Origin of the sequence: Beijerinckia sp. L45, from assembly GCF_009765775.1 — a bacterium.
Classification (GTDB): Bacteria; Pseudomonadota; Alphaproteobacteria; order Rhizobiales; family Beijerinckiaceae; genus RH-AL1.
The window spans coordinates 1-23448 of record NZ_LMUU01000158.1; the positions used below are offsets into that span (position 1 = coordinate 1).

General features: G+C 63.9%; 20 protein-coding genes. 8 read left to right on the forward strand and 12 right to left on the reverse strand.

Annotated elements, in window-relative coordinates; translation table 11 throughout:
* The coding region (locus GSQ79_RS16360; protein WP_158809749.1) for an HAD-IC family P-type ATPase at positions 1-855 on the forward strand (855 nt) is incomplete at its 5' end.
* Here GSQ79_RS16360 and pgl read toward each other — a convergent pair.
* The 7 genes from pgl to GSQ79_RS16395 form a co-directional block, all read right to left on the reverse strand.
* The gene (gene pgl, locus GSQ79_RS16365) at positions 852-1586 is read right to left on the reverse strand and encodes a 6-phosphogluconolactonase (protein ID WP_158809750.1); all 735 of its coding nucleotides are present in this window, start codon (positions 1584-1586) and stop codon (positions 852-854) included. The two genes, GSQ79_RS16360 and pgl, sit on opposite strands and share 4 nt — an antisense overlap.
* Positions 1586-2410, reverse strand: coding sequence for a Cof-type HAD-IIB family hydrolase (locus GSQ79_RS16370; RefSeq protein WP_158809751.1), 825 nt, complete (start codon positions 2408-2410; stop codon positions 1586-1588). The genes pgl and GSQ79_RS16370 overlap by 1 nt, the downstream gene beginning before the upstream one ends.
* A 6-nt stretch (positions 2411-2416) precedes the next feature.
* Complete coding sequence (locus GSQ79_RS16375) at positions 2417-3244, reverse strand: HAD family hydrolase (protein WP_158809752.1); 828 nt, start codon at positions 3242-3244, stop codon at positions 2417-2419.
* A complete protein-coding gene (zwf, locus tag GSQ79_RS16380; RefSeq protein WP_174243234.1) occupies positions 3241-4782 on the reverse strand; it encodes a glucose-6-phosphate dehydrogenase in 1542 nt (513 codons plus the stop codon). Before zwf ends, GSQ79_RS16375 begins: the two co-directional genes overlap by 4 nt.
* A gap of 19 nt (positions 4783-4801) precedes the next feature.
* On the reverse strand, positions 4802-5776 hold the full coding sequence (gene gnd, locus GSQ79_RS16385; protein WP_158809754.1) for a phosphogluconate dehydrogenase (NAD(+)-dependent, decarboxylating): 975 nt from the start codon (positions 5774-5776) through the stop codon (positions 4802-4804).
* 168 nt (positions 5777-5944) lie between these two features.
* Positions 5945-8029: a transketolase gene (tkt, locus tag GSQ79_RS16390; RefSeq protein ID WP_158809755.1), complete on the reverse strand. Its 2085-nt coding sequence runs from the start codon at positions 8027-8029 to the stop codon at positions 5945-5947.
* Between the two features lie 168 nt (positions 8030-8197).
* Positions 8198-9673, reverse strand: coding sequence for a sensor histidine kinase (locus GSQ79_RS16395; protein WP_158809756.1), 1476 nt, complete (start codon positions 9671-9673; stop codon positions 8198-8200).
* Between the two features lie 215 nt (positions 9674-9888).
* Here GSQ79_RS16395 and GSQ79_RS16400 point away from each other — a divergent pair, with 215 nt between their 5' ends.
* The 3 genes from GSQ79_RS16400 to GSQ79_RS16410 all read left to right on the forward strand — a co-directional run bounded on the left by GSQ79_RS16400 (position 9889) and on the right by GSQ79_RS16410 (position 15513).
* Positions 9889-11055: an efflux RND transporter periplasmic adaptor subunit gene (locus tag GSQ79_RS16400; protein ID WP_246725385.1), complete on the forward strand. Its 1167-nt coding sequence runs from the start codon at positions 9889-9891 to the stop codon at positions 11053-11055.
* 94 nt (positions 11056-11149) lie between these two features.
* A complete protein-coding gene (locus tag GSQ79_RS16405; RefSeq protein WP_158809758.1) occupies positions 11150-14311 on the forward strand; it encodes an efflux RND transporter permease subunit in 3162 nt (1053 codons plus the stop codon).
* Positions 14311-15513, forward strand: a complete 1203-nt coding sequence (locus GSQ79_RS16410) for a lytic murein transglycosylase (RefSeq protein ID WP_158809759.1) — start codon at positions 14311-14313, stop codon at positions 15511-15513. Before GSQ79_RS16405 ends, GSQ79_RS16410 begins: the two co-directional genes overlap by 1 nt.
* 197 nt (positions 15514-15710) lie before the next feature.
* Here GSQ79_RS16410 and GSQ79_RS16415 read toward each other — a convergent pair whose 3' ends face one another.
* Together GSQ79_RS16415 and GSQ79_RS16420 are read right to left on the reverse strand one after the other, a co-directional pair.
* A complete protein-coding gene (locus tag GSQ79_RS16415) occupies positions 15711-16139 on the reverse strand; it encodes a hypothetical protein (RefSeq protein ID WP_158809760.1) in 429 nt (142 codons plus the stop codon).
* Between the two features lie 124 nt (positions 16140-16263).
* Complete coding sequence (locus tag GSQ79_RS16420; protein ID WP_158809761.1) at positions 16264-18099, reverse strand: glycoside hydrolase family 15 protein; 1836 nt, start codon at positions 18097-18099, stop codon at positions 16264-16266.
* 119 nt (positions 18100-18218) lie between these two features.
* Here GSQ79_RS16420 and GSQ79_RS16425 point away from each other — a divergent pair, with 119 nt between their 5' ends.
* A complete protein-coding gene (locus GSQ79_RS16425) occupies positions 18219-18422 on the forward strand; it encodes a hypothetical protein (RefSeq protein ID WP_158809762.1) in 204 nt (67 codons plus the stop codon).
* Between the two features lie 132 nt (positions 18423-18554).
* On the opposite strand, the gene GSQ79_RS16430 is transcribed toward GSQ79_RS16425, so the two are convergent.
* The 3 genes from GSQ79_RS16430 to GSQ79_RS16440 are packed head-to-tail and all read right to left on the reverse strand — an operon-like array spanning position 18555 to position 22266.
* Positions 18555-20147 carry a sulfite reductase subunit alpha gene (locus GSQ79_RS16430; RefSeq protein ID WP_158809763.1) on the reverse strand — a complete coding sequence of 531 codons (1593 nt, stop codon included), beginning with the start codon at positions 20145-20147 and terminating at the stop codon, positions 18555-18557.
* A complete protein-coding gene (locus GSQ79_RS16435) occupies positions 20144-21904 on the reverse strand; it encodes a NirA family protein (protein WP_158809764.1) in 1761 nt (586 codons plus the stop codon). Before GSQ79_RS16435 ends, GSQ79_RS16430 begins: the two co-directional genes overlap by 4 nt.
* A gap of 44 nt (positions 21905-21948) precedes the next feature.
* Complete coding sequence (locus tag GSQ79_RS16440; protein ID WP_158809765.1) at positions 21949-22266, reverse strand: hypothetical protein; 318 nt, start codon at positions 22264-22266, stop codon at positions 21949-21951.
* Here GSQ79_RS16440 and ykgO point away from each other — a divergent pair.
* From ykgO to GSQ79_RS30095, 3 genes are all read left to right on the forward strand, one after another.
* Positions 22265-22390: a type B 50S ribosomal protein L36 gene (gene ykgO / locus GSQ79_RS16445; protein ID WP_158809766.1), complete on the forward strand. Its 126-nt coding sequence runs from the start codon at positions 22265-22267 to the stop codon at positions 22388-22390. The two genes, GSQ79_RS16440 and ykgO, sit on opposite strands and share 2 nt — an antisense overlap.
* 91 nt (positions 22391-22481) lie before the next feature.
* Positions 22482-23249: a M48 family metallopeptidase gene (locus GSQ79_RS16450; protein ID WP_158809767.1), complete on the forward strand. Its 768-nt coding sequence runs from the start codon at positions 22482-22484 to the stop codon at positions 23247-23249.
* Between the two features lie 33 nt (positions 23250-23282).
* Entirely contained in the window at positions 23283-23444 is a 162-nt protein-coding gene (locus GSQ79_RS30095) for a BrnA antitoxin family protein (protein WP_158809899.1), read from the forward strand.
* The last annotated feature ends 4 nt before the right edge of the window (positions 23445-23448 follow it).

The following is a 23448-nucleotide window of genomic DNA, read 5'->3' on the forward strand; positions in this document are numbered from 1 at the left end:
CTGGGGCTGGCAGCGTCCCTGGAAACGCGCTCGGAGCATCCGGTTGCAACAGCCATCATCAAGGCCGCTCAAGCCGAAGGCCTTGCGTTGCAGGCGGCGGAAGCCGTTGAAGCACGGCCCGGCCTCGGCCTCGCGGGGCGCGTCGCCGGACGCGCCGTTCTGATCGGCACGGGCCGCCTGATGCGCGACGCTGGCGTGAATTGCGCGGGGCTCGACGAGACGACCGGCCCCGACGCGCCGGTCTTTGTCGCGGTCGATGGCCGTCTGGCGGCCGTGATGACGATCGCCGACGGGATCAAGTCAGATGCTGCTGCGCTGGTCGCCACGCTGCGCGACAAAGGCATCGCTGCTGTCATGATAACGGGGGACGTGCAGGCGACCGCCGATGCGGTCGCAAACCTGTTGGGGATCGAGTCGATCGCCGCCGAGGTGCTGCCGCAGGACAAGGTCGCGGCGCTCCAGGTTTTGGCCGATGATCGGCGCGTCGCCTTCGTCGGCGACGGCATCAATGACGCACCGGTGCTGGCAGCAGCGGACGTCGGCATCGCTGTAGGCACGGGCACGGACGTCGCGATCGAGGCGGCGGACGTGGTGCTGATGGCGGATCGACTCGATGCGGTCGCCGTGGCTATCGATCTCAGCCGGGCGACGATGCGCAACATTCGTCAGAATCTGTTCTGGGCCTTCGCCTACAACATCGTTCTGATTCCGGTGGCGGCCGGTGCGCTCTACGCGCCCTTGGGGCTGCTGCTGTCGCCGATGCTCGGCGCCGGCGCGATGGCGCTGTCCTCGGTCTTCGTGGTGACCAACGCGCTGCGCCTTCGCAGCTTCGGTCGCAGCGCCGTCACGGGTTAGGCGCTCGGCGTTAGATCGCCGGCCGCTGCCGTGTCGCAGAACACGATAAGCCGCCCGGACGTCTCCACGTGAGAGGCCGGCAACGTGGGATCCTTGTCCAGCACGCGCGTCAGCATCGCGTGCTTCGCCGCGCCGGCGACGAGGAAAGCGACATTATGGCTCGAGTCGAGGCACGGGTATGTGAGCGAGATGCGGGGCTCCGGCTTGGCGCCGATCACCGCGGTGACCCAGGCGTCGCGCTCGTGCAGGGCCTGGGTACCGGGAAACAGCGACGCCGTATGGCCGTCATCGCCGAGACCGAGCAACGTTACGGCGAACAGTGGACGTCCGGAATCGAGCGCCGTTTTGCCGTAGAACGCCTGTAGCGTGCGTTGGTAGGCCGCCGCGGCCTCTTCCGGCGTGCCGCTCTCCGTTTCGACGGGATGCACGTTGTCCGCCGGGATCGGGACGTGCGAAATCATCGCCTCGTTGGCCATGCGGAAATTGCTGTCGGGGTGATCTTTCGGCACGAAGCGCTCGTCGCCGAAGAAGAGGTGCACGCGCGGCCAGTCGATTGCGGCCCGATATTTGTCGGTGGCGAGAAGCGTATAGAGCGCCTTCGGCGTCGAACCGCCCGATAGATTGAGGGCAAACGGTCCTGTGCTGCCGGTGATCTCGTCGACCAGCCAGTCGGCGATGCGCGCGGCGAGCGCGGCGGAGTCCGCGCTGACGTCTAAATCCGCTCTCGGCATCAGCGCGCTCCCTGATTGAGGATGAACTTCTCGACCGCTTCGGCGAAGCCCTCGTGGTCGCAATCCGCGGTGACCGCGTCGGCCTCGTCCTTCACGTCGTGCGACGCGTTGCCCATCGCGATGGCGAAACCGCTTTTCTTGAACATGTCGACGTCGTTCGGCATGTCGCCGATCGTGGCGATCTCGGAGGTCGGAATGTTCAAGTGCTTGGACAGGTATTCGACGACGCCGCCCTTATTGGCTTGCGGGTGCGTGACGTCGAGATAATAGGGCTGTGACAACGCGGCCGAGACCTTGGTGCCGAACCGCTCCCGTACCTTGCGCGCACATTCTTCGATGCGGTCGTGATCGTCGCTGACACCGACGATCTTGACGGCCTTGTCGATCTTGGCGCCGAAATCCTTCACCACGATCGGCTCGAACTGAACCGTCTTCTGTTCGCGGGCGACGTGGGGGGCGTCGCGCCAATGCACCAGCCACTCGTTGCCGGCGTAGAGCCAGGCGTCGAGCTTGTGATCGAGAATCATCGTCACGACATCGCGGGCAACGTCGCCGGGCAGCACACGCTCCTCGATCGGCGAGAGATCGGGATTGACGAAGAGACCGCCGTTGAAGCCGGCGATCGGCGTCGCGATGTGGAGCGGGTCGATGAGCATCGCCATGCCCTTCGGCGGCCTGCCGCTGGTCACGGCGAAGCGGACGCCGGCCTTTTCCATCGCGGCGACGGCGGCGACGGCGCGATCGGTGAGCACCTTCTCGTGGGTGACCAGCGTGCCGTCGACATCGGCGAGGAGCAGAGAAATCTTACCGGGTTTGCGTTTCATCGGGACTCACGCTCGTGTGGCGCGCGGCAGAACATAGCGCTCCATGGCAACGGCAAAGCCGTCATGTTCGTTCGACTCGGTGGTGAAATTGGCGATGCGTTTGAGATCGTCGATCGCATTGCCCATCGCGATCGTCATGCCGGCGACGGCAAACATCGGCATGTCGTTGGCGGCATCGCCGATCACCGCGACCTGGGTCAGCGGAATGTCGAGGAAGCTTGCGATACGTTTGACCGCGTAGCCCTTGGTGGCGATCTGCGGGGTCACATCGAGGTAATAGGCCTGCGAGCGCCTGGCGCTGGCGAGGGTGCCGAGGCGCTGCTGCAGCACGCTTTCGCAACGCGCCAGCAGCTCGGGATCCTTGGTCGAGCCGACGAGCTTGCCGACCTTGCCGAGGTACGGCTCGAACGTCTTTGCGACGACCGGCTCGGCCTGGATCGTGTGGCGTTCCTTGGGGACATAGGCCCCATCGGGATTGCTGACGTACCAGACGTCGTTGGTGAACAACCAGGCATCGACGCCAAGTTCGGCGAAAGTCGCGAGCGCGATGCGCGCGGCTTCGGCGGGCACCAGGATCTCTTCGATGATGCTGAGATCGGGCTTGAGCAGCGCGCCGCCGTTGAACGCACCGAACGCGCTGGCGATCTTGAGCGGTTCCCGCATCATCGCGAAGCCGGCAGGCGGCCGGCTCGACACCAGGGACAAGGCGATGCCGGCCTCCGCCAGAAGCCCGGCGGCGTGGATCACGCCATCGGTGAGGCGCTTGTCCGGCGTGACAAGCGTGCCATCGATGTCGGAGACGACGAGCCTGATCCGGTGCGCCGGTGCCGTCATAGGGCGAGCCACTTCCGGCCGTCGGCGGCGAGCATGTCGTCGGCTTCCTTCGGCCCGGCGCTGCCGGCCTCGTACCAATGGACGGCGTCGTTGCCGGCGGCCCAGGCGTCCAGCAGGGGCTGCACGACGGCCCAGCCGCCTTCGACGTTGTCGGCACGCTGGAACAGCGTGGCGTCGCCGATCAGGCAATCATAGATCAGCGTCTCATAGCCGGTCGACGGCGACGACTTGAAGTAGTCGGAGTAGCGGAAGTTCATGTTGACGTCGGACAGCCGCACCTTGCGGCCCGGCTCCTTCGCGGAAAACCGCATCTGGATGCCTTCGTCCGGCTGAATGCGGAAGATCATCCGCGAGGCCGAGAGCTGTCCGTCGTCGATGTCGCGGAATAGCACCCCCGGCGCCTTCTTGAACTGGATCGCGATTTCGGTCTTGCGCGCGGTCATGCCCTTGCCGGTGCGGATGTAGAATGGCACGTCGGCCCAGCGCCAATTGTCGATCCACAATTTAAGCGCGATGTAGGTTTCCGTCCGGCTCTTCGGATCGACATCCGGCGACTGGCGGTAGGCCTGCATCGGCTTGCCCTTGACCTCGCCGAACACGTACTGGCCGCGAACCGCGTTCTTCAGCGCCTCTTCCGGCGAGACGCGGCGGATCGCTTCGATTACCTTGGCTTTTTCCGCGCGGACGGCATCGGCATCGAACGAGTTCGGCGCCTCCATCGTCATCATCGCGAGCAGCTGGAACATGTGGTTCGGCATCATGTCGCGCAGTGCACCGGTCTTGTCGTAGAAGCCGCCGCGCGATTCGACGCCGACCGTTTCGGCAGCGGTGATCTGCACGTGATCAATGTGATCACGGTTCCAGATCGGCTCGAACATGAAGTTGGCGAAGCGCAGAACCATGATGTTCTGCACCGTCTCCTTGCCGAGGAAATGGTCGATACGAAAGATCTGATCCTCGTCGACGATGTTGAGGATCTTCTTGTCGAGCGCCCGCGCCGATTCCAGATCGGTGCCGAACGGCTTCTCGATGATGACGCGGCGAAAGCCGTTCTCTTCCTTTTTCAGCAGTCCGGCGTTGCCGAGGCCCTCGACGACGGGGCCGAAAAACTGCGGTGCGGTGGCGAGATAGAAGACGACGTTGCGGTGGCTTTTACCCTCGAGAAGTTCGTCGACCTTGCCCTTCAGGCCGTCGTACATCCCACCGTCGGTGATGTCGCCGCTGAAGTGATAGACGCGCTCCTGCAGCCAGGCGGTCGCCTGCGCGTCCATCTTCACCTGGCCGGCCTCGCCACTGCCGCCCTCGACGATCTCGCGCACCGACTGGATCAGCTCGACGCGGAACTTCTCCTCGTCCGGATCGCCGCGGTTGATGCCGACGATGGCGAAGTCCTGATTGAGCAGGCCCTCGTTCACCAGGTTGTAGATTGCCGGCATCAGCAGCCGCTTGGTCAGATCGCCCGAGGCGCCGAACACCACGAACACGCAGGGCGGGGCGACGGCTGTCCCTTTTTTCGAGTCCGGCTTGTTGAACGGCATCTCATTCATCGGTCAGCCCCTATTTGCGTTCGACGTGGCCGCCGAATTGGAAACGCATCGCCGAAAGAAGTTTTTCGCCGAACGTATGTTGCTGCCGCGAGCGGAAGCGCGCGAACAGCGAGGCGGAGAGGACTTCCGCCGGAACCGCCTCCTCGATCGCCGCCTCGATGGTCCAGCGGCCTTCGCCGGAATCTTCGACGGAGCCGGAGAACCCTGCCAAGGTCTCGTCTTTCGCCAGGGCGATCGAGGTCAAGTCCAGCAACCATGATGCCACGACACTGCCGCGACGCCAGACTTCGGCGATATCGGGCAGGTTGAGGGTGAAGCGCTGGTCTTCCGGCAGGCTTTCCGACGCCTTGTTCTTCAGGATGTCGAAGCCTTCCGCATAGGCCTGCATCATCCCGTATTCGATGCCGTTGTGGATCATCTTGACGAAGTGGCCGGCACCGGCGGGACCGGCATGGATGTAGCCGTGCTCGGCACGCTGATCATGCGCCTCGCGGCCGGGCGTCAATTCGATGCTGCCAATGCCGGGCGCCAGCGCCTTGAAGATCGGGTCGAGGTGGTCGACCGCCTCTTTGGTCCCGCCGATCATCATGCAGTAGCCGCGCTCGAGGCCCCAGACGCCGCCGGACGTACCGACGTCGACATAGGTGATCTTCTTTTCGCGAAGTTCCGCGGCACGGCGGATGTCGTCCTTGTAGAAGCTGTTGCCACCGTCGATGATGATGTCGCCGGGTTCGAGCGCGGCGGCGACGGTCTTGATCGTTTCCTCGGTGATCTTGCCGGCCGGCAGCATGATCCACAGCGCGCGCGGCGCTTTCAGTTTCTTGATGACGTCTTCGAGCCCCGTGGCGCCGGTCATCCCTTCGCCAGCGAGCTTGTCGACCGCCTTGGCGTCGACGTCGAAAACGACGATCTCGTGACCTGCATTCTTGAGACGTCGGGCGATGTTGCCCCCCATGCGTCCCAAACCGACAACACCAAGCTGCATGAACGATCTCCGTGTGGGCGGCGAGAGCCGCGAGAAAGCTCCTCTCCGCCTTGCGGGAAGAGGCTGGGAGTGGGGGTCGTCGTGTCCTTCACCAGCGGCGAAGAACACCAGGACCTCCATCCCTGACCCTTCCCCGCAGAGGGGAAGGGGACAGACGGCGGTTTGACTTTAGGACTGATGCAACGCGATCTGATGACGGGCAGCTTCCAGCACCTTCTCCGGCGTAAAGCCGAATTTCGTCAGCAGGTCCTTCAGCGGCGCGGACGAGCCGAACGTGTGCATACCGATGATCGAGCCCGAGGCGCCGGCATAGCGGTCCCAGCCCATCACGGCCGCCTGTTCGACGGTGACGCGGGCCTTGAGCTCTGGCGGCAGAACGGAGTCGCGATAGGCCTGATCCTGCTTCTCGAACAGTTCCCAGCACGGCATGCTGACGACGCGGGCGCCAATGCCCTCGGCCTTCAGCGTCTCGTAGGTCTGGACGCAGAGCCCGACCTCGCTGCCGGTGCCGATCAGGATCACCTGCGGCTTGCCATCCGCCGCGTCGGCCAGGACGTAAGCGCCTTTGGCGACGCCCTTGGCGGAGGCATAGACGGAACGGTCGACCGTCGGTAGCGCCTGCCGGCTGAACACCAGCGCCGCCGGATTGTGGGTGAGATTCATCACCACGCGGTAGGTTTCGGTGACCTCGTTGGCATCGGCGGGGCGGAAGGTGAAGAGGCCCGGGATCGAGCGCAGGCCGACGAGATGCTCGACCGGCTGATGCGTTGGGCCGTCCTCGCCGACGCCGATGGAATCGTGGGTGAAGACGTTGAAGTTGTGCAGCTCCATCAGCGCCGACAGCCGGATCGGCGGGCGCATGTAGTCGGAGAAGACGAGGAAGGTCGAGCCGAAGGCGCGCAGGCCGCCGAGCGCGAGGCCGTTCACCGCGGCGCCCATGCCGTGCTCGCGGATGCCGAAATGCATGTTGCGGCCGCCGGGCGTCTTGCCCTCGAGCGACAGGGCATCCTTGATCGTCGTCTTGGTCGAGGGCGCGAGATCGGCAGAGCCGCCGATGAACCAGGGGCAAGCCTTGGCGATGGCGTTGATCACCGTGCCGGAGGCGTCGCGCGACGCGACGCCTTTCGGGTCGGCCGGGAACACCGGCAGGTCCTTGTCCCAGCCTTCAGGCATCGTCCGGGCGATGATGTGGTCGATCTCGGTCGCCAAGTCCGCATGCGTCGTGCGGAAGTCGGCAAACGTCTTCTTCCACTCGGCGTTAAGCTTGGCGCCGCGGACGCCGATGCCCTCGTTAAAGTGCTGGTAGACGCCTTCCGGCACCAGGAACGAGGAGTCCTCCGGCCAGCCGTAAAATTTCTTCGCGCCCTTGATCTCGTCGACGCCGAGGGCGTCGCTGTGCGCCTTCTGCGTGCCCTGCTTGGTCGGCGCGCCGTAGCCGATGATGCTGTTGACGACGATCATCGTCGGTCTGTCGGTCGTCGCCTTGAAGGTCTCGAGCGCCGCGAGGAGCGCTGCCGTATCATTGGCGTCACGAACGTGCAGCACGTTCCACTGGTAGGCCTCGAAACGCTTGGCGACGTCTTCGCTGAAGGCGAGGTCGGTGTGGCCTTCGATGCTGATCGTGTTGGAATCATAGATCCAGCAGAGGTTCGACAGGCCGAGGTGACCGGCGAGCGAGGCGGCCTCGCTGGCGACGCCTTCCATCATGTCGCCGTCGCTGCAGATCGTATAGACGTTGTAATCGAAAAGGGTCGCGCCGTCCTTGTTGTAGCGGTCGGCCAGCCAGCGCGGGGCCATGGCCATGCCGACGCTGTTGCCGCAGCCGGCACCGAGCGGCCCGGTCGTGGTCTCGACGCCCACGGTGAAGCCGTATTCCGGATGGCCCGGCGTCTTGCTCGACAGCTGACGAAAGTTCTTGATGTCCTCGAGCGTCAGCGCCGGTTCGTTCTTGCCAGCCGCCACTTTGATGCCGGTGAGATGGATAAGTGTATAAAGCAGCAGCGAGGCATGGCCGCAGGACAGCACGAAGCGGTCGCGGTTCGGCCATTCCGGATCGGCGGGATCGTAGCGCAGCACGTCCTGCCAGAGCGTGTAGGCGACCGGCGCCATGGCCATCGGCGTCCCGGGATGGCCCGAGTTCGCCTTCTGCACGGCATCCATGGTCAGCGTACGGATCGTGTTGATCGCCAGCTGGTCCAGCGCGCCGCTATCGGACGTCGTATCGATCACGGATTGTGCTGCTGCATTCGACATACGTCATCTCCAACGCGGTTTGGCAAATCTGACGCCGACGAAAGGGCTCGAGTTCCGGGCGTCGACGACTGCGTTTCTATACCTAGCAAACGGCGACGTGTTAACGCCCTAGGCCATTTTCGGTCCCGCAATTCGCGAATTTGATGGCACCTTCGCGGAGAACGAGGATCAGACCCGTTCGATATCCAACGGAATTTCGGCAACCAGCGCAAATCCTTCCGCGGAATATTGCGCATCGACCTTGGCGCCGATCTGCTGCGCCAGGACACGGGTTAGGATCATCGAGCCGAACCCATGGCGCACCGGCGGCGAGACGATGGGGCCGCCGCTCTCCGTCCAGCGGCAGATCAGAATGCGCTTCTCCTTGGCGGGCAGAATCGTCCAGGTCACGGTGACGCGTCCCTCGCTCGTGCTCAAGGCACCGTGGCGAAAGGCGTTGGTCGTCAGCTCATGGATGGTCATGCCGAGCGGCACCGCCAACTGCGACGGCAGTTCGACATCCGGGCCCTCCAGCACGACCCGGCTGGTATCTCCTTCGGAATAGATGCCGACCTCCTGTTTGAGGAGGTTGGGGAAGGAGACAAACTGCTGGATTTCCTCGGTCAGCAGCGAGTGGGTCCGAGCCAACGACGAAATGCGGCCGCTGAACGCCCACTGGTAGTCTTCGATCGTCTCGGCGGTGCGAGCTGTCGAGTTCATCACGCCTTGCACCGTCGCCAGCGTGTTGCGCACGCGGTGGTGCAGCTCCCGCATCAGGAGCGCCTGAGACTTTTCGGCTTTCACATGGTCGGTGACGTCGTTGCCGTCGACGAAGATGCCGACCACGCGGCCGTCCGAGCCAAAAATCGGTTGATAGACGAAATTGAGGTAGGTTTCCTCAAGGCCCGCTCCGGGGACGCGCTCGAACTCGGCTTTCATCTGCTTGCCGACGAAGGGCTCGCCCGACTGATAGACGGTGTCGAGGAGGTCTATGTAGGCTTGGCCGACGCCCTCGGGAATCGCTTCGCGGATCGGCCGGCCGACGATGTCGCGCATTCCGACAAGGGCCATGAACGCGGAGTTCGCGAGTTCGAACTGGTAGTTCGGGCCTCGCAGCACGCACATGAAGCTCGGCGCCTGCATGAAGAGATTGTGGAGATGGGCGCTTTCCTGGAGGAGCGAGGCATTAAGTGCTTGAACCCGCTCTGCTCGCTGCAGCACGACGGTTCCCAACACGCTGCTGCGCGGTGTTTCTGCGCCACCTTCAGCCGCTTTCATCCGATGAAGCCGGGTAACGTCCAGCGAGTTCTGCAAGATGAAGCTTATGGCTCCATCGCCGTCGCGAACCGGGAGGTGCGTGCAGCTCCAGTACCGATCCTCGACTACGTCCCCGACAGGGATCGGGTAGTGCAGAAGTGCCAGGGCATCCGGCTCACCTGTGGCCCGCACGCGATCGAGCGAGTCCCCGAGCATACGCCGACCTTCGCCCTCGGACGGAAAGGCCTCGAACAGTTTCAGCCCGACAATCGCTTCCCGGCTGCGTCCGATGGCTTCGGCAAAAGCCTGGTTCATCTCGACGATTACGAGATCGACCGTCATCAGCATGAGTGGAGTCGGCGTGCTGTCGAAAACGGCTTGAAAATCAATGGTCCCCTTCGCCGCCACGCAACCGCTCCTAAGAGACCCGGGGGGAAATACCCCACACGTCGACTATGTAATTTTACATCTACCGCTATGCCATGCGAAAACAAGACGCATCGGGTGCCTAACATCGGCTGCCTGTCTGGGTTCATATGCAGGGCAAAATCGCTTGCTTGCCTGCGATACCTGTCGCATGGCTCAGACATCTCGCCGCGCGCGGCAACACGGGAACGTCGGTTTTGAACTTCTCTTCCAATCTTCTGCGATCGAGTATCGGGCTCGTCCTCCTGATCGCGGCGACGCCAAGTTTCGGCCAAGCGCCCGGCGGCGCGCCGTCGGTCGGCGTTGAGAAGGTGGAAAAGAAGCCCATTACCGAATCGACGGAATTCATCGGACGCATCGAGGCGATCAACCGCGTGGCCGTGGTCGCGCGCGTGACGGCCTTCGTCGACAAGGTGAACTTCGTCGACGGTACCGAGGTGAAAAAGGGCGATCTTCTCTATCAGCTGGAACGCGGGCCGTTTCAGGCCGATCTCGACGCCAAGAAGGCCGTCGCCGATCAATTTGAGGCGCAACTGGTCAATGCCAACGTTGCGCTCGAACGCTCGCAGGCTTTGCTGAAAAGCAACGCGGGTGCACAGGCCACGGTCGATGCCGCGCTGGCGACGCAGAAGGCTTTGGCCGCGCAGGTGCTCGGCGCCAAGGCAAGCGTGGCCCAGTCGCAGATCAACCTGGACTACACGACGATCGCGTCGCCGATCGACGGCAAGATCGGGCGTACCGCGATCACCCTCGGCAACGTCGTTTCGCCGAGCAGCGGCACACTGGTGACGATCATCGGGCAGGATCCGATGTACGTCACCTTCCCGGTCTCGGTCCGGACGCAGATGGATCTGCGCAAGCAATACGCCGCGAAGGGCGGTTTCGATGCGGTGAAGATCCGGGTCAAATTGCCGAATGGCGAGCTTTATGGATCTCCTGGCAAGCTCGATTTCATCGACAATACGGTGCAGGCCTCGACCGACACGATCATCCTGCGCGGCACGATCCCGAACCCGCTGCTCAAGATCCAGACATCGCGCGGCAATCTCCGCGAACTATCCGACAACGAGTTCGTCACCGTCTCGCTGGAAGGCGTGACGCCGGTCGAGATGCTGGTTGTCGCCCGCTCGGCGATCCTGATGGATCAGCAGAGCGACTACGTTTACGTCGTCGACGCCCAGAACAAGGCGCAGCGGCGTTCCGTCAAGCTTGGTCAATCGACCCCTGCGGTCGCTGCGGTCCTCAGCGGTCTGCAGCCGGGGGAAATGGTCGTCACGGAGGGCGTGCAGCGGGTTAAAGCTGGGGCGCCGGTCTCGCCATCGCCGGCAACACCGACTCCGGCAACGACCGCACCCGGTCAATAACGGGCGACGGCTTCGAGCGAAGCCGTCTCTCCTTCAATTCAGTCGTAGCGCGTGCCGATGAGGGCCTTGCTCGAAAAAACCTGACGAGGCGCCATTGTTCTCCGCGATATTCGTCGACCGCCCGCGCCTAGCTATCGTTATCGCGATCATCATCACGATTGCCGGCGCCCTCGCGCTGACCGCAATTCCGCTCTCCCAGTTCCCCGACATCGTGCCGCCGCAGGTGCAGGTCACCGCGAACTACCCCGGCGCGTCCGCCGCCGTCGTCGAGCAGTCCGTCGCGCAGCCCATTGAGGCGCAGATGGTCGGTGTCGACAAGATGCTTTACATGAAGTCGACGTCCGGGAACGACGGCAGCTACACGCTGACGGTCAGCTTCGCGCTCGGCACCAACCCCGACATCGACACCGTCAACGTCAACAACCGGGTACAAACCGCACAGTCGCAATTGCCGGCGCAGGTGACGCTGCAGGGTCTGACGATCCGCAAGCGCTCCTCGGCCGTGCTGCAGTTCATGATGCTCTATTCGGACAACGGGAAGCAGGACCCGCTGTTCATCACCAATTACGCCGTCATCAACGTGCTCGACGAAATCTCGCGCACGCCCGGCGTCGGACAGGCCATCCTGTTCGGCAAGCTCAACTATTCCATGAACATCTGGTTCGACACTCAGCGTCTGACCAGCCTCAATCTCGCGCCGTCCGACATCGTCAAGGCGATCCAGGCGCAGAACAATCAGGCGGCGATCGGGCGTATCGGGGCCCGGCCGATTTCCAGCGACCAGCAGTTCCAGCTCAACCTGCAGACGCAGGGACGCCTGACGACGTCGGCGGAGTTCGGCGACATCGTCTTACGCGCCAATCCCGATGGTTCGCTGCTGAAGATCAAAGACGTCGCACGCGTCGACATGGGTGCCCAAAACGAGGACACGGAAAGCTCGCTTTCCGGCAAGCCGGCGGTTGCCATCGGCATCTATCTCGCGCCCGGCGCCAACGCGGTGCAGACGGCGACTGCCGTCAACGCGACGCTGGACAAGGTCAGGAAGCGCTTTCCCGAGGGGCTCAAGACGACCGTCGTCTATGACACGACGACCTTCGTGAAGGACACGATCAGCGAGGTCATTCGTACCCTGGTCGAGGCCTTCGTCCTCGTGATCCTCGTGGTTTTCCTGTTCCTCGGTTCGATCCGCGCGACGATCATCCCGGCCATTGCGGTTCCGGTCAGCCTCATCGGCACCTTCGCCGTGCTGCTGTCGATCGGCTATTCCGCCAATACCGTCTCGCTGCTCGCGCTCGTGCTCGCCATCGGTATCGTCGTCGACGATGCCATCGTCGTGGTCGAGAACGTCGAGCGCGTGATGGAGGAAGAGCCGGACCTTACGCCGCAGGAGGCGACCAAGAAGGCGATGGGCGAGATCACCGCGCCAATCGTCGCGATCACGCTCGTTCTGCTGTCGGTCTTCGTGCCGATCGCGTTCATTCCCGGCGTCTCGGGTCAGCTGTTCCGGCAGTTCGCCGTGACGATCAGCGCCGCCGTTTTGATTTCGGCCTTGAACGCACTGACGTTGTCGCCTGCTCTTTGCAGCATCTTCCTGCGGCACACCGGACCGAGACGCGGCATCATGGGCCGCGTCATGCGCGCCATCGACTGGACGCGCGACGGCTTCGCCAACATCGTGACCCGCCTGGTGCAGTGGTCCTTCGTGTCCCTGCTCGTCGTTGCGCTCTTCGGAGTCGGGATCTATTTCCTTTCGGCGAAGACCCCGACCGGCTTCCTACCCGAAGAAGATCAGGGCGCCTTCTTCATGGCAATCCAGTTGCCGGACGGCGCGTCGGTCCCCCGCACGAAGGCGACAGTCAAGCAGGTCGAAAAGCTGCTGCTCGGCATGCCGCAGGTGGCCGACACCTTCGCCGTCATTGGCTTCTCGCTGCTCGACGGCGGCAACGAGTCGAACAATGCCTTCATGGTGGTAAAGCTGAAGCCCTTCGCCGACCGAACTGCTGCAGCGGATTCGGCGCAAGCCTTGATCCGCCAGGTCTTTGTGCAGGGCCAGCAGATCCGTTCGGCCGCGGTCATCGCCTTCAACCTTCCACCGATCATCGGACTTTCGACGTCGGGGGGCTTCGAATATCAGATGGAAGCGCTCGAGGGGCAGGACCCGGTGCAGAACGCCAGCGTCATGCAGGGTCTGATCGCGGCGGGCAACAAGAGCCCGCTGCTGACCCGTGTCTTCTCGACCTACACCGCGACGACGCCGTCGGTCTTCCTCGACATCGATCGCGTCAAGGCGCAGGCGCTCGGTGTTCCGATCTCCTCGATCTTCGACACGCTCGGAGCGACGCTCGGCGGAACCTACATCAACAACTTCAACCTGTTCGGCCGTGTCTGGCAGGTCAACATCGAAGGCGAGAACTTCAACCGACGCGAAATATCCGATATCTGGCAGATCTACGTTCGCAACGCTGCCAACCAGATGGTGCCGATGCAGTCGCTGGCGTCGAGCCGCATCATTCTGGGCCCGCAGGTGATCACCCGCTACAACAACTATCGATCGGTTTCGGTAAACGGGTCGCCGGGAGCAGGGGTGTCGTCGGGCACGTCGCTGGCGACGATGGCAGACATTTCCGATCAGACGCTGCCGTCGGGCTATAGCTACGAATGGACCGGGACCGCCTATCAGGAGCATGAAGCAGGATCGCAGACCGGCGTGATTTTGGCGTTGGCCCTTCTCTTCGCCTTCCTGTTCCTCGTGGCACTCTACGAGAGCTGGATGATCCCGATCCCGGTGCTGCTCTCCGTCTCCGTCGGCGTGTTCGGTTCCTTTGGCGCCATCCTGCTGGGCGGCCTGTCGCTCGACCTCTACGCTCAGATCGGCCTGGTGGTGCTCATCGCGCTGGCCGCGAAGAACGCTATTTTGATCGTCGAATTCGCCAAGGAAGAGCGTGAGAAGGGCACCAGCATCATCGAGGCCGCCATCCTCGGCTCGAAGATGCGGTTCCGCGCGGTGATGATGACATCGATCGCCTTCATCGCCGGCCTGTTCCCGCTGGTGACGGCGCATGGCGCAGCACAGATCAGCCGTCGCGGCGTCGGCACGCCGGTGTTCGGCGGGATGATCGCAGCGAGTACGCTCGGCATCTTCCTGATCCCGATGCTGTACGTCGCGTTCCAGCGCATCCGTGAGGGGCGCGGCCCGAAAAAGGTGGTGGCGCACGGGCACGGCGAGACGCCGCCGCATGGCGACGCGGTGCCGTGATGCAGCGGCTCGACCGGCGGACCGCTTGCTTTCTGATGGCAGTCGGCTGTGCGGGCCTCATCTCGTGCGGGGCGGAGCCGGCGCAGGCCGCCTCCGATGCGTCGTTCGCCGGTTTTCTGCAGACCCTCTGGCCTCTCGCCGAAGCCAGGGGCGTGCACCGCGCCACGTTCGACTCCGTGATCGCCGGTCTGACGCTCGACCCGAGCTTGCCCAAGACCTCCGGCGGCCAGGCCGAGTTCGACAAGCCGCTCCAGTCCTATTTCAAAGAAGCGGTGTCGGCGGGCCGGATCGCTCAGGGCCGGCAGGCCGCCGCGACCTATGCCGACATCCTCCGCTCGCTCGAAAGCCGGTTCGGCGTGCCCGGCGAGATCCTGCTCGCCGCCTGGGCGATGGAAAGCGATTTCGGCCGGTCGCGCGGCAACCGCGACATCGTCCGCTCGCTCGCCACCCAGGCCTACACCCGACCGGACCGCCCCCTGTTTCGCGACGAATTCGTCGAAGCTCTGCTTTTGCTCGACCAGGGCCAGGTCGATCGAACCCGGATGACGGGATCCTGGGCGGGTGCGATGGGCGATCCGCAGTTCATGCCGTCGGCCTTTCGCAAATATGCGGTGAGTGCCTCCGGCGCGGCGCCCGACATCTGGACGAGCCCTGCCGACATCCTCGCTTCGATCGCGAATTTTTTGAAAAGTGAAGGCTGGCGGCCGGATCGACCCTGGATCAAGGAAGTCGTGCTGCCGCAAGGGTTTGCCATTCCGACCCTGCATGCGAGCGCCGGGGCGTGGGCCGGTTTTGGGGTGCGGGCAGCCAGCGGCGCGCTTCCGAGCGACGGCGACGCCGCGCTGTTCCTGCCGTCAGGGGCGACCGGTCCGGCGTTCCTGCTGTTCGAGAATTATTGGATTATAAAACAATATAATAATTCGGACTCGTATGCCCTGTCGTTCGGGGCGCTTGCGCAGCGCATCGCCGGCGCGCCGCCGCTGTCCACGGCTTGGCCGCAGATGCCTGTGAACCTGTCGCGCACCGACAAGAGTTTCGTCCAGGCCCGGCTTGCCGCTCAAGGCCTGTATCAGGGCGCTGCCGATGGCAAGTTCGGCCCGACTTCGCGCGACGCGATCCACGCTTATCAAAAACAGGTCGGCATCAGCCCCGCCGACGGCTTCGCGACGCCGGCGCTGGTGAAGCGGTTGCGGGCGGACTGACGCCTTGGGTTGAACTTGGCAGGCCGCGCACCATAGTCGGGCTTGAGAAGTGCGACGATGCCCGATCCGGCTCCTCGCCGTGACGATGCCTTTGCACTGCTTGATGCGATGACCGAAATGCAGAAGCGATCCGTCGTTTCGATGGAACCGATCGAGCAGCTCGCGCGCAAAACCTAAAAGGTGGTTTAGCTTTATTTTTAAGTCTTCGGTGCGGCCGGGGTGCTCGGGTTGGCAAGGCCGGGCGCAGAGGGGCCACCGATCTGTGGGCTGTGCCCGCGACCACCGGTATTCATGCTGTCGGTGTCCATCTCCAGGCAGGTCAGAACCTCGACGTAGCTGGGGCTAGGCGCGCGCGCCTGCTCGACACAGCTGGTCTTGTCTGCAGCCTTGAAGCTCGACCAGCGCTTGGCCAGTTCGTTCTTGGCGTTGGTTTCGTCCTGCATGCAGCCCTTGTAAGCGACGCCCTTGTCGTCGCCCTGCGAGCTGAACTTTTGCGCGTCGCTACACGAGCCTTTGACGTCGAGCTCGGGCACGCCGTTGTAGGAGCGCGGCGCCGCCTGGGCGAAAGACGCGGTCAGAGCCGCCATGAGGATGAGGCCACGGACGGCTGTCGATTGAATCGTCATGCAAGTTTCCTCAACGGCGCGATGCTTGGTTGACACGACAATGCCGAGATCATGGCAGAGGTTCAAGCTAAGCTTCGCATCCGTCCTTCAAAAGCGCGTTTCGCCAGCGCTATGAGGCATCAATTCAGGCGGCCGCGGGTGCTTTCGCGCTCTTGCCGTCGACGCGATGCCCTGAGCGCTGCTCGGCCGGTGCGTTCGAGCGAGACAAATTGTAGGCCGAGTTGATCAGCGCAATATGCGAAAACGCCTGCGGAAAATTGCCGACGAGGCGCCTGGCCCGCGTGTCGTACTCCTCCGAGAGGAGGCCGAGATCAGTGCTGAGCGCGATCAGGCCTTCGAACATCGCCTCCGCCTCCGCGCGGCGGCCGAGGAGCACGAGATTGTCGACGAACCAGAAGCTGCAGGCGAGGAAGACGCCTTCTGTGCCGGCAAGCCCGTCGGCATGGCTGTCGGTGTCGTAGCGCCGGACGAAGCCGTCGATCATCAACCGCCGCTCGATCGCCTCCACCGTGCGGCGGACTCGATCGTCGTCCGGCGGCAGGAAGCCGACCAGCGCGATCAGCAGAATGCTGGCGTCCAGAGCCGAGGACCCATAGGCCTGGGTGAACGAGCCGGCCTCTTCGCTCCAGCCCTTGGCGCAGACGTCGTCGTGGATCGTCTGGCGCAGCGCCTTCCACGTCTCCAGCGGGCCCTGCAGGCCGAATTCCTCGATCGTCTTCACCGCGCGGTCGAACGCCACCCAGGCCATGATCTTCGAGTAGACGAAGTGCTGCGGCGGCCCGCGGACCTCCCAGATGCCCTCGTCCGGTTCGAGCCAGAGCGTTTCCAGGTGCTTGAGTAACTCGCACTGCACCATCCAGTCGGCGTCGTCTGCTACGAGCCCGCGCTTGCGCGCCTGATAAAACGCGTCGAGCAACTCGCCGTAAATGTCGATCTGCAGCTGCGCAGCCGCGGCGTTGCCGACGCGTACCGGCTTCGACCCTTCGTAGCCGGCAAGCTGATCGAGCGTGAACTCCGGCAGCCGCTGCTCGCCGCCAATGCCGTACATGATTTGCATCGTCGCCGGATCGCCACCGACGGCACGGAGCAGCCAGAGACGCCAGCGCTTCGCCTCTTCGACGAAGCCGCCATTCATCAGCGCGAACAAGGTAAAGGTGGCGTCGCGCAGCCAGCAATAGCGGTAGTCCCAGTTGCGCTCGCCACCCAGCGCTTCGGGGAGCGACGTCGTCGGTGCCGCGACGATGCCGCCGCTCGGCTCGAAGATCAGGCCGCGCAACGTGATCAGTGAGCGGATCACCGCCGCCGAGTAGGGGCCCTCATAACGGTAAGGCTCAACCCATCGCGCCCAACTTGCTTCGATATGCGCCAACGCCTTGGCCGCGCTGATCGCCGGCGCCACGGCCTGATAGGACAGATGGTAGCCGAGCACGAAATCCTGCGTCTCGCCCGCGGCCACCGAGAAGATCGCGGCGTGCTTGCGGCCGTCTTCCGGCTCTAGATTGATGAGGGAGCGCAACACCAGGGCGTCGGGTCCGGAGACCGCGCGCAGGCTGTTATCCTCATGCCGGCGGATCCACGGAATGGCCATGCCGTAGTTCATGCGCACGACGAGCTCGGTGCGAAAGCTTACCGAGCCGCGCAGGCCCTGGACAATGCGCACGAGGTGGCCTTCGGGCAGGTAGTCCGGCAGGAAATCGATGACCAGGGCGCTGCCGGTGTCGGTCTCGTAGCGGCTTTCAAGAATGAGGCTGTCGCCGCGATAGTTGCGGGTGACCTTGGCGTTGGGATCGGTGGGGGCGAGCAGCCAGCGGCCGTTGTCCTCGTCGCCGAGCAGTCGGGCAAAGCAGGCGCCGGAATCGAAGCGCGGCCAGCACAGCCAGTCGATGGAGCCGTCGCGGCCGATGAGGGCAGCCGTCTGACAGTCGCCGATCATCGCATAATCTTCGATCTTCAATCCCATCAACGGATCCTTCGACAGCCTCGTTTTACGGCAAAGTAACCAAACCGGAACGGCGAGGAGACCTAAAGCGTTGCCTTGTGTCACCCAAGTTTGGTTGATCTGCGTTCCAGGAGGGCCCCATGCGCTTTATTTTCGGTCTGCTCGTCGGCATCGTCCTCACCGTCGGCTGCGCCTATGTCGTCGACACGATGCACAGCGCGCCGGGACCTGACCAGAAAGAGGCGGCGCGCATGGTCAACTGGGAGGTCGTGAACGACAACCTGAAGGGGCTCTCGACGTCGATTCAGGATGGCTGGAGTCGTCTGACCGGTCACAAGGCGTGAGGCTCGACCCGACCCTTAAATCTGGACTCGGCCGGGCCCCTTCCCCCGCTTCGCGGGTAAGGATCCTCCCCTGCGAAGCGGGCCATGCGGAGCATGGTGGAGGGGGTGCCGTTTGAGACTGCGCCCCAACTCTCAATACACGTCGGCTTGGTAGCGTCCGCTCTTCTTTAGACCCGCAACGAAGGCCTTGGCGCTCGCTTCGTCCTGGCCGCCCTGCTTCATCGCGACTTCGACCATCGTCTTCTCGACGTCGCTCGCCATCCGCTTGGCGTCGCCGCAGATGTAGAAATGGGCTCCACGCTCGAGCCAGGCCCACAGCTCGCTGGCGTCTTCGCGCATCTTGTCCTGGACGTAGGTTTTGGTCTCGCCATCGCGCGACCAGGCGAGCGACAGTTTCGACAGCACGCCGCGCCCGAGAAAATCCTCCATCTCTTCTTCGTAGAAAAAGTCCGCCGCGCGGCGCTGGTGGCCGAAGAACAGCCAGGCCCCGCCCTTGGCGTCGGCGGCGGCGCGGTCGTGGAGGAAGGCGCGGAATGGCGCGACGCCGGTGCCGGGACCGACCATGATGATCGGCGTGTCGGTGTTTTCGGGCAGCGCGAAATTATGCGCCTTCTGGATATAGCCCTTGAGCTTGCTGCCCGGCTCGAGGCGCTCCGACAGCCACGACGAGGCGACGCCGCGGCGCGTGCGTTCGCCCATGAGATAGCGAACGTGGTCGACGGTCAGCGACACCCGGCCCGGCTGCGCGTTGTGCGACGACGAGATAGAATAGAGCCGCGGCTGCAGCGGATCGAGACATTCCACAAACGCTTCGGGATCCGGCCGCAGGTTGGGGAATTTCTCCAGCACCGCCAGCACGTCGAGTGTGTGGATGTCGCCGTCGGGATCCTCGCCCTTGGCCAGGAGCCGCGCCTTCTGCCGCCGCTCGCCGCCGGTTATGTAGGAGACCAGCTCGAACAAGGTATCCGGCGCCATGCCGAGCGAGGTCTCGGTCAGCAGCGTCTCGTAAAGATTTTTGTCGCCCATCGGGAAGTCATGCGGCGCGCCTATGGCGGCGAGCACCTTTTCCACCAGCGCGGGATCGTTCTGTGGGAACAGGCCGAAGCTGTCGCCGACGACGTAGTCGATGCCGGCCTGACTGAGGTCGATCTCGATATGATAGGTCGACTTTTCAGAATCCTGCTTGTTCAGCCGGCGCTTGAAATCGAACACCACGTCGACCGGGGTGCTGCGGGAATAGCCCGGCTTGGCGTCGTCTTTTACCGGTCTCGCGGCCTCGGCGCTCGGCGCGTCGTTGGCCGGCGCGGGCGCATCGCCCATCTCGGCGGCCAGCGCCTTGACCATGCGCAGCGTTTCCTTGGCGCCGGGCACGCAGAGGTTCAGCCGCGCCTCGTCGCCGTCGACGATCGCCTTGGAATAGTTGTGGCAGTCGTAGCCGCACTGGCCGCAATCCTGCTGCGCCATCGCCGCCATCATCCGGCGCTGCAGCGGCTTGCCGTTGGCCATCTTCATCCGCTCATCGATCGGGATCGAGGGATCGTGCCACGGCGCGTCCTCGTCTTCGGCCAGAGCCACGGAGGTGCCGTCGACCGGCTGGGCATCGCCCGGCTGAGGCGCGATGAAGCCGGCGAAAAACCCGTTGAGCCAGGCACGCTGGTCCGGCGAAAACGGCGCGTTTTCAGGTATGATGGGCGTCATATGAGGAGTCGGGCCTTGAAAGCTCATGGCGTCACCGCGTCGGCAAGGGCTTTGAGGCTGTCGATGTCGCGCCCGTTGCTGAATCCGTGGAACGTCTCCTCCGGACCGGTGCGATGCGCGAGGTAGGATTTGAGCAGCCGTTCCACCACTTGTGGCGCCTCGGTCGCCGCCACGGCGGGATAGATCTGGCGGCCGATCGCCGCCGTCGTGCTGAAACCGCCGCCGACGTAGATGTCGTAGCCATCCACCGTGTCGCCGTCGTCGTTGATAGGCACGCGCGCGCCGATCAGGCCGATGTCGCCGATATAGTGCTGGGCGCAGGAATTGTGGCAGCCGGTGAGGTGGATGTTGACCGGCGTATCCAGCGAAACCTTGGGCTCTAGGTAGGCCGCGATTTCTTCGGCCTGCGCTTTGGTCGCGGCGGCGGCGAACTTGCAGCCTTGCGATCCCGTGCAGGCGACGAGGCCGGCGCGGATGCTCGAGGCCCGCCATTCGAGCCCGGTCGCCTCGATGCGCGCCTTGGCTTCGTCCAGCTTGTCGGCGGGAACGCCAGAGATCAGCAGGTTCTGCCAGACGGTGAGGCGGATGTCGCCGTCGCCAAGCTCATACGAGATCGCGGCGAGCTCGTGCATTTGCGCGACCAGCATTTTGCCGACCGGCAGCACGACGCCGATGTAGGACAGCCCTTCTTGCTTCTGCGGGTGGACGCCGACATGGGCGAGGCGATCCTGCGCCGGGCGCGGCGCGACGTGCGCAGGATCGACGCGATCCAGCTTGTGGCCGAGCTTCGCTTCGACGGCATCGAGGAATTTCGCAAAGCCCCAGTCGTCGAGCACGTATTTGAGACGCGCCTTGGTCCGGTTGGTGCGGTCGCCGGTGTCGACGAAGACCTTGACGATGGCCGCCGCCACCTTGGTGGCGTCCGCCGGCTTGAGGACGACGCCGGTGTCGCGGGCGAGATCCTTGTGGCCGCTGATGCCCCCGAGCACGAGGCGGAAATAGACGCCGGGCTCGATGCCCGCGCCGTCCAGCACTTGCACCGCCTGGAAGCCGATGTCGTTGGTGTCTTCCAGCGTCGGGATCGGACCGCCGCCGTCGAAGGCGACGTTGAACTTGCGCGGCAGGCCGTACATCGCCCGGTCGTTGAGGATCGCGTAATGCCACTCGCGAGCGTAGGGCCGCGTGTCGAGGAGTTCGTGCGGCGCGATGCCGGCGGTGGCGTCGCCGGTGACGTTGCGGATGTTGTCGGCGCCCGAGCCTTTCGAGCACAGGCCGAGGTCGATAATGCGCTCGATGACCTCGATGCCGTTGCGCGCCGGGATTTCACGCAGCTGCAGATTGGCGCGCGTCGTCGCATGCGAGAAGGGCGCGGCGAAGTCTTCGGCAATGTCGGCGAGCCCGGCGAACTGCCAGTGCTTGAGCACCCCGTTATGGATGCGCAGCCGGCACATGTAGGAATCTTGCGCCGGCGCGACGTAGAACAGGCCGTAATAACGCCAGCGGAAATTGTCGGCGGGCTTAGGGAACTCGTCTTTCGCGGCTTGGTCCTTCAGGCGCGGATAGGCGTCGAAGGGGTGCTCGTCGCGCTTCCATTTTTCCTGGTCGCACAGCTTCTTGCCCGCGGCTTCCGTCTTGGCCTGCGCGATGAGCCCGGGGGCATCGGGGCCGCCTGGCGCGGCGGGGGCTGCCGCCCCGCCACCGGCCGGCTTGAGTCGCCCTACCTGAATGCCAGAGGTGAACCCTTCGAGATAGCGCTTCTGCTCGGAGGTGAAATCGCCGTCCATTTCCAAGACCCTGTCCGCCGCTGACTATTTGTTGTCGCGCAATACTATTGTGCTGCAAGAGGTGTGCCCGACGCCTGCCACGCCTTTTCGACCTCGGCGCCGATCGTATCGCGCCTCACGTTGCCTCTTTTGTAGTCATGCATCGCCGCAGGATTGCTTGTCTCGCTGTGATGCTGGGCGCTCCACGCAAGCGGCATGCCGGTGAAATGCCTTGCGGCCGCGGCATAGAGACCGGCGGGCCTCCACGTCTTTGTAGCGCCACGGAACTTTCCACTTGATCCGAGGCCGCCGATGCCGCATATCACGCGCTCAATTTGCGCTGGCTCACTGCCGGTGTGTTTCCGGTTTAAGGTCGAAGCCATGAAAGTCCGCAATTCCCTGAAGTCGCTCCGCGGACGTCACCGCGACAACCAGCTCGTGCGCCGCAAGGGCCGGGTCTACATCATCAACAAGACCCAGAAGCGCTTCAAAGCCCGCCAGGGTTGATTCGCCGCGCGCGGGCGCTTTGACGTTTCGATTCCGCCGTCCTAGCTTGAACGGCATGGCATCGTTTCAACGTTATTCGAAGCTCTTTGTTATGACACTGGCGATCGCGTTGCCGCTCAGCGCTGCGCGATCCGATACGTTGCCGGACCCCAATGGTCCCGGCGACGGGTTTCTACACTTTCCCGGCATGCCGCCCATCCCGATGCGGCCGCAGGACAGGGCTTTCGACCCGTCGGGCGCCTTGACGCCCGAGCCGGGCGATCCCGCCCGCCGCGCGCGGGTCGAGCAAGCAAAGCCAGCTACCCCGCAGACCCCTGCCGAAAAAGCCGACGCGATCACCAAGGCGCTGGCGCCGCGGCCGCCACTGGCGGTGGTCCGTAAGCGCTCGCTGGACGAGCTCTATACGAAGCTCGCCGCCGCGCGCGACGAGGACGAGGCCAAGGGCCTCGCGGAGCTCATCGGCAGCATCTGGATGCGCTCCGATTCGGATACGGCTAATCTGTTGATGCAGCGAGCCGTCACCGCCATCGAAGCCAAGAACTATCCGCTGGCTCTGCAGGTGCTCGACCGCTTGGTCGATCTTCAGCCGAACTGGCCGGAATCCTGGAACAAGCGCGCGTCGGTTCGATTTTTCGCCGGCGATATCGATGGCTCGATGGCGGATGTCGACCATGTGCTGAAACTTGAGCCGCGGCATTTCGGGGCACTCGACGGCATGGCGACGATTCTTCAAAGCGCCGGCCTCAACAAGCGGGCGCTCGAAGTCTATCGGCGATCCTTGGCCGTGTACCCGCATCAGGCCGCGGTCGAGAAGATTGTCGAAAAACTCACCTTAGAGGTCGAGGGGCAGGGGATTTAGCAGCTCGCAACGCATGTTTCGGTGGGCAATCCAATGGCATGCCGGCGCAGCGCGGGCGGCTGGTTGCCGATGCCAAAGCAGCGGGTAACGATGCGCCTCGATGCCGATGTCGTTGCCTTTTACCGGGCTACGGGCGCGGGGTGGCAGAGCCGGATCAATGGCCTGTTGCGAAACGCCGCGAAGCTGAAAGTCTAGATCC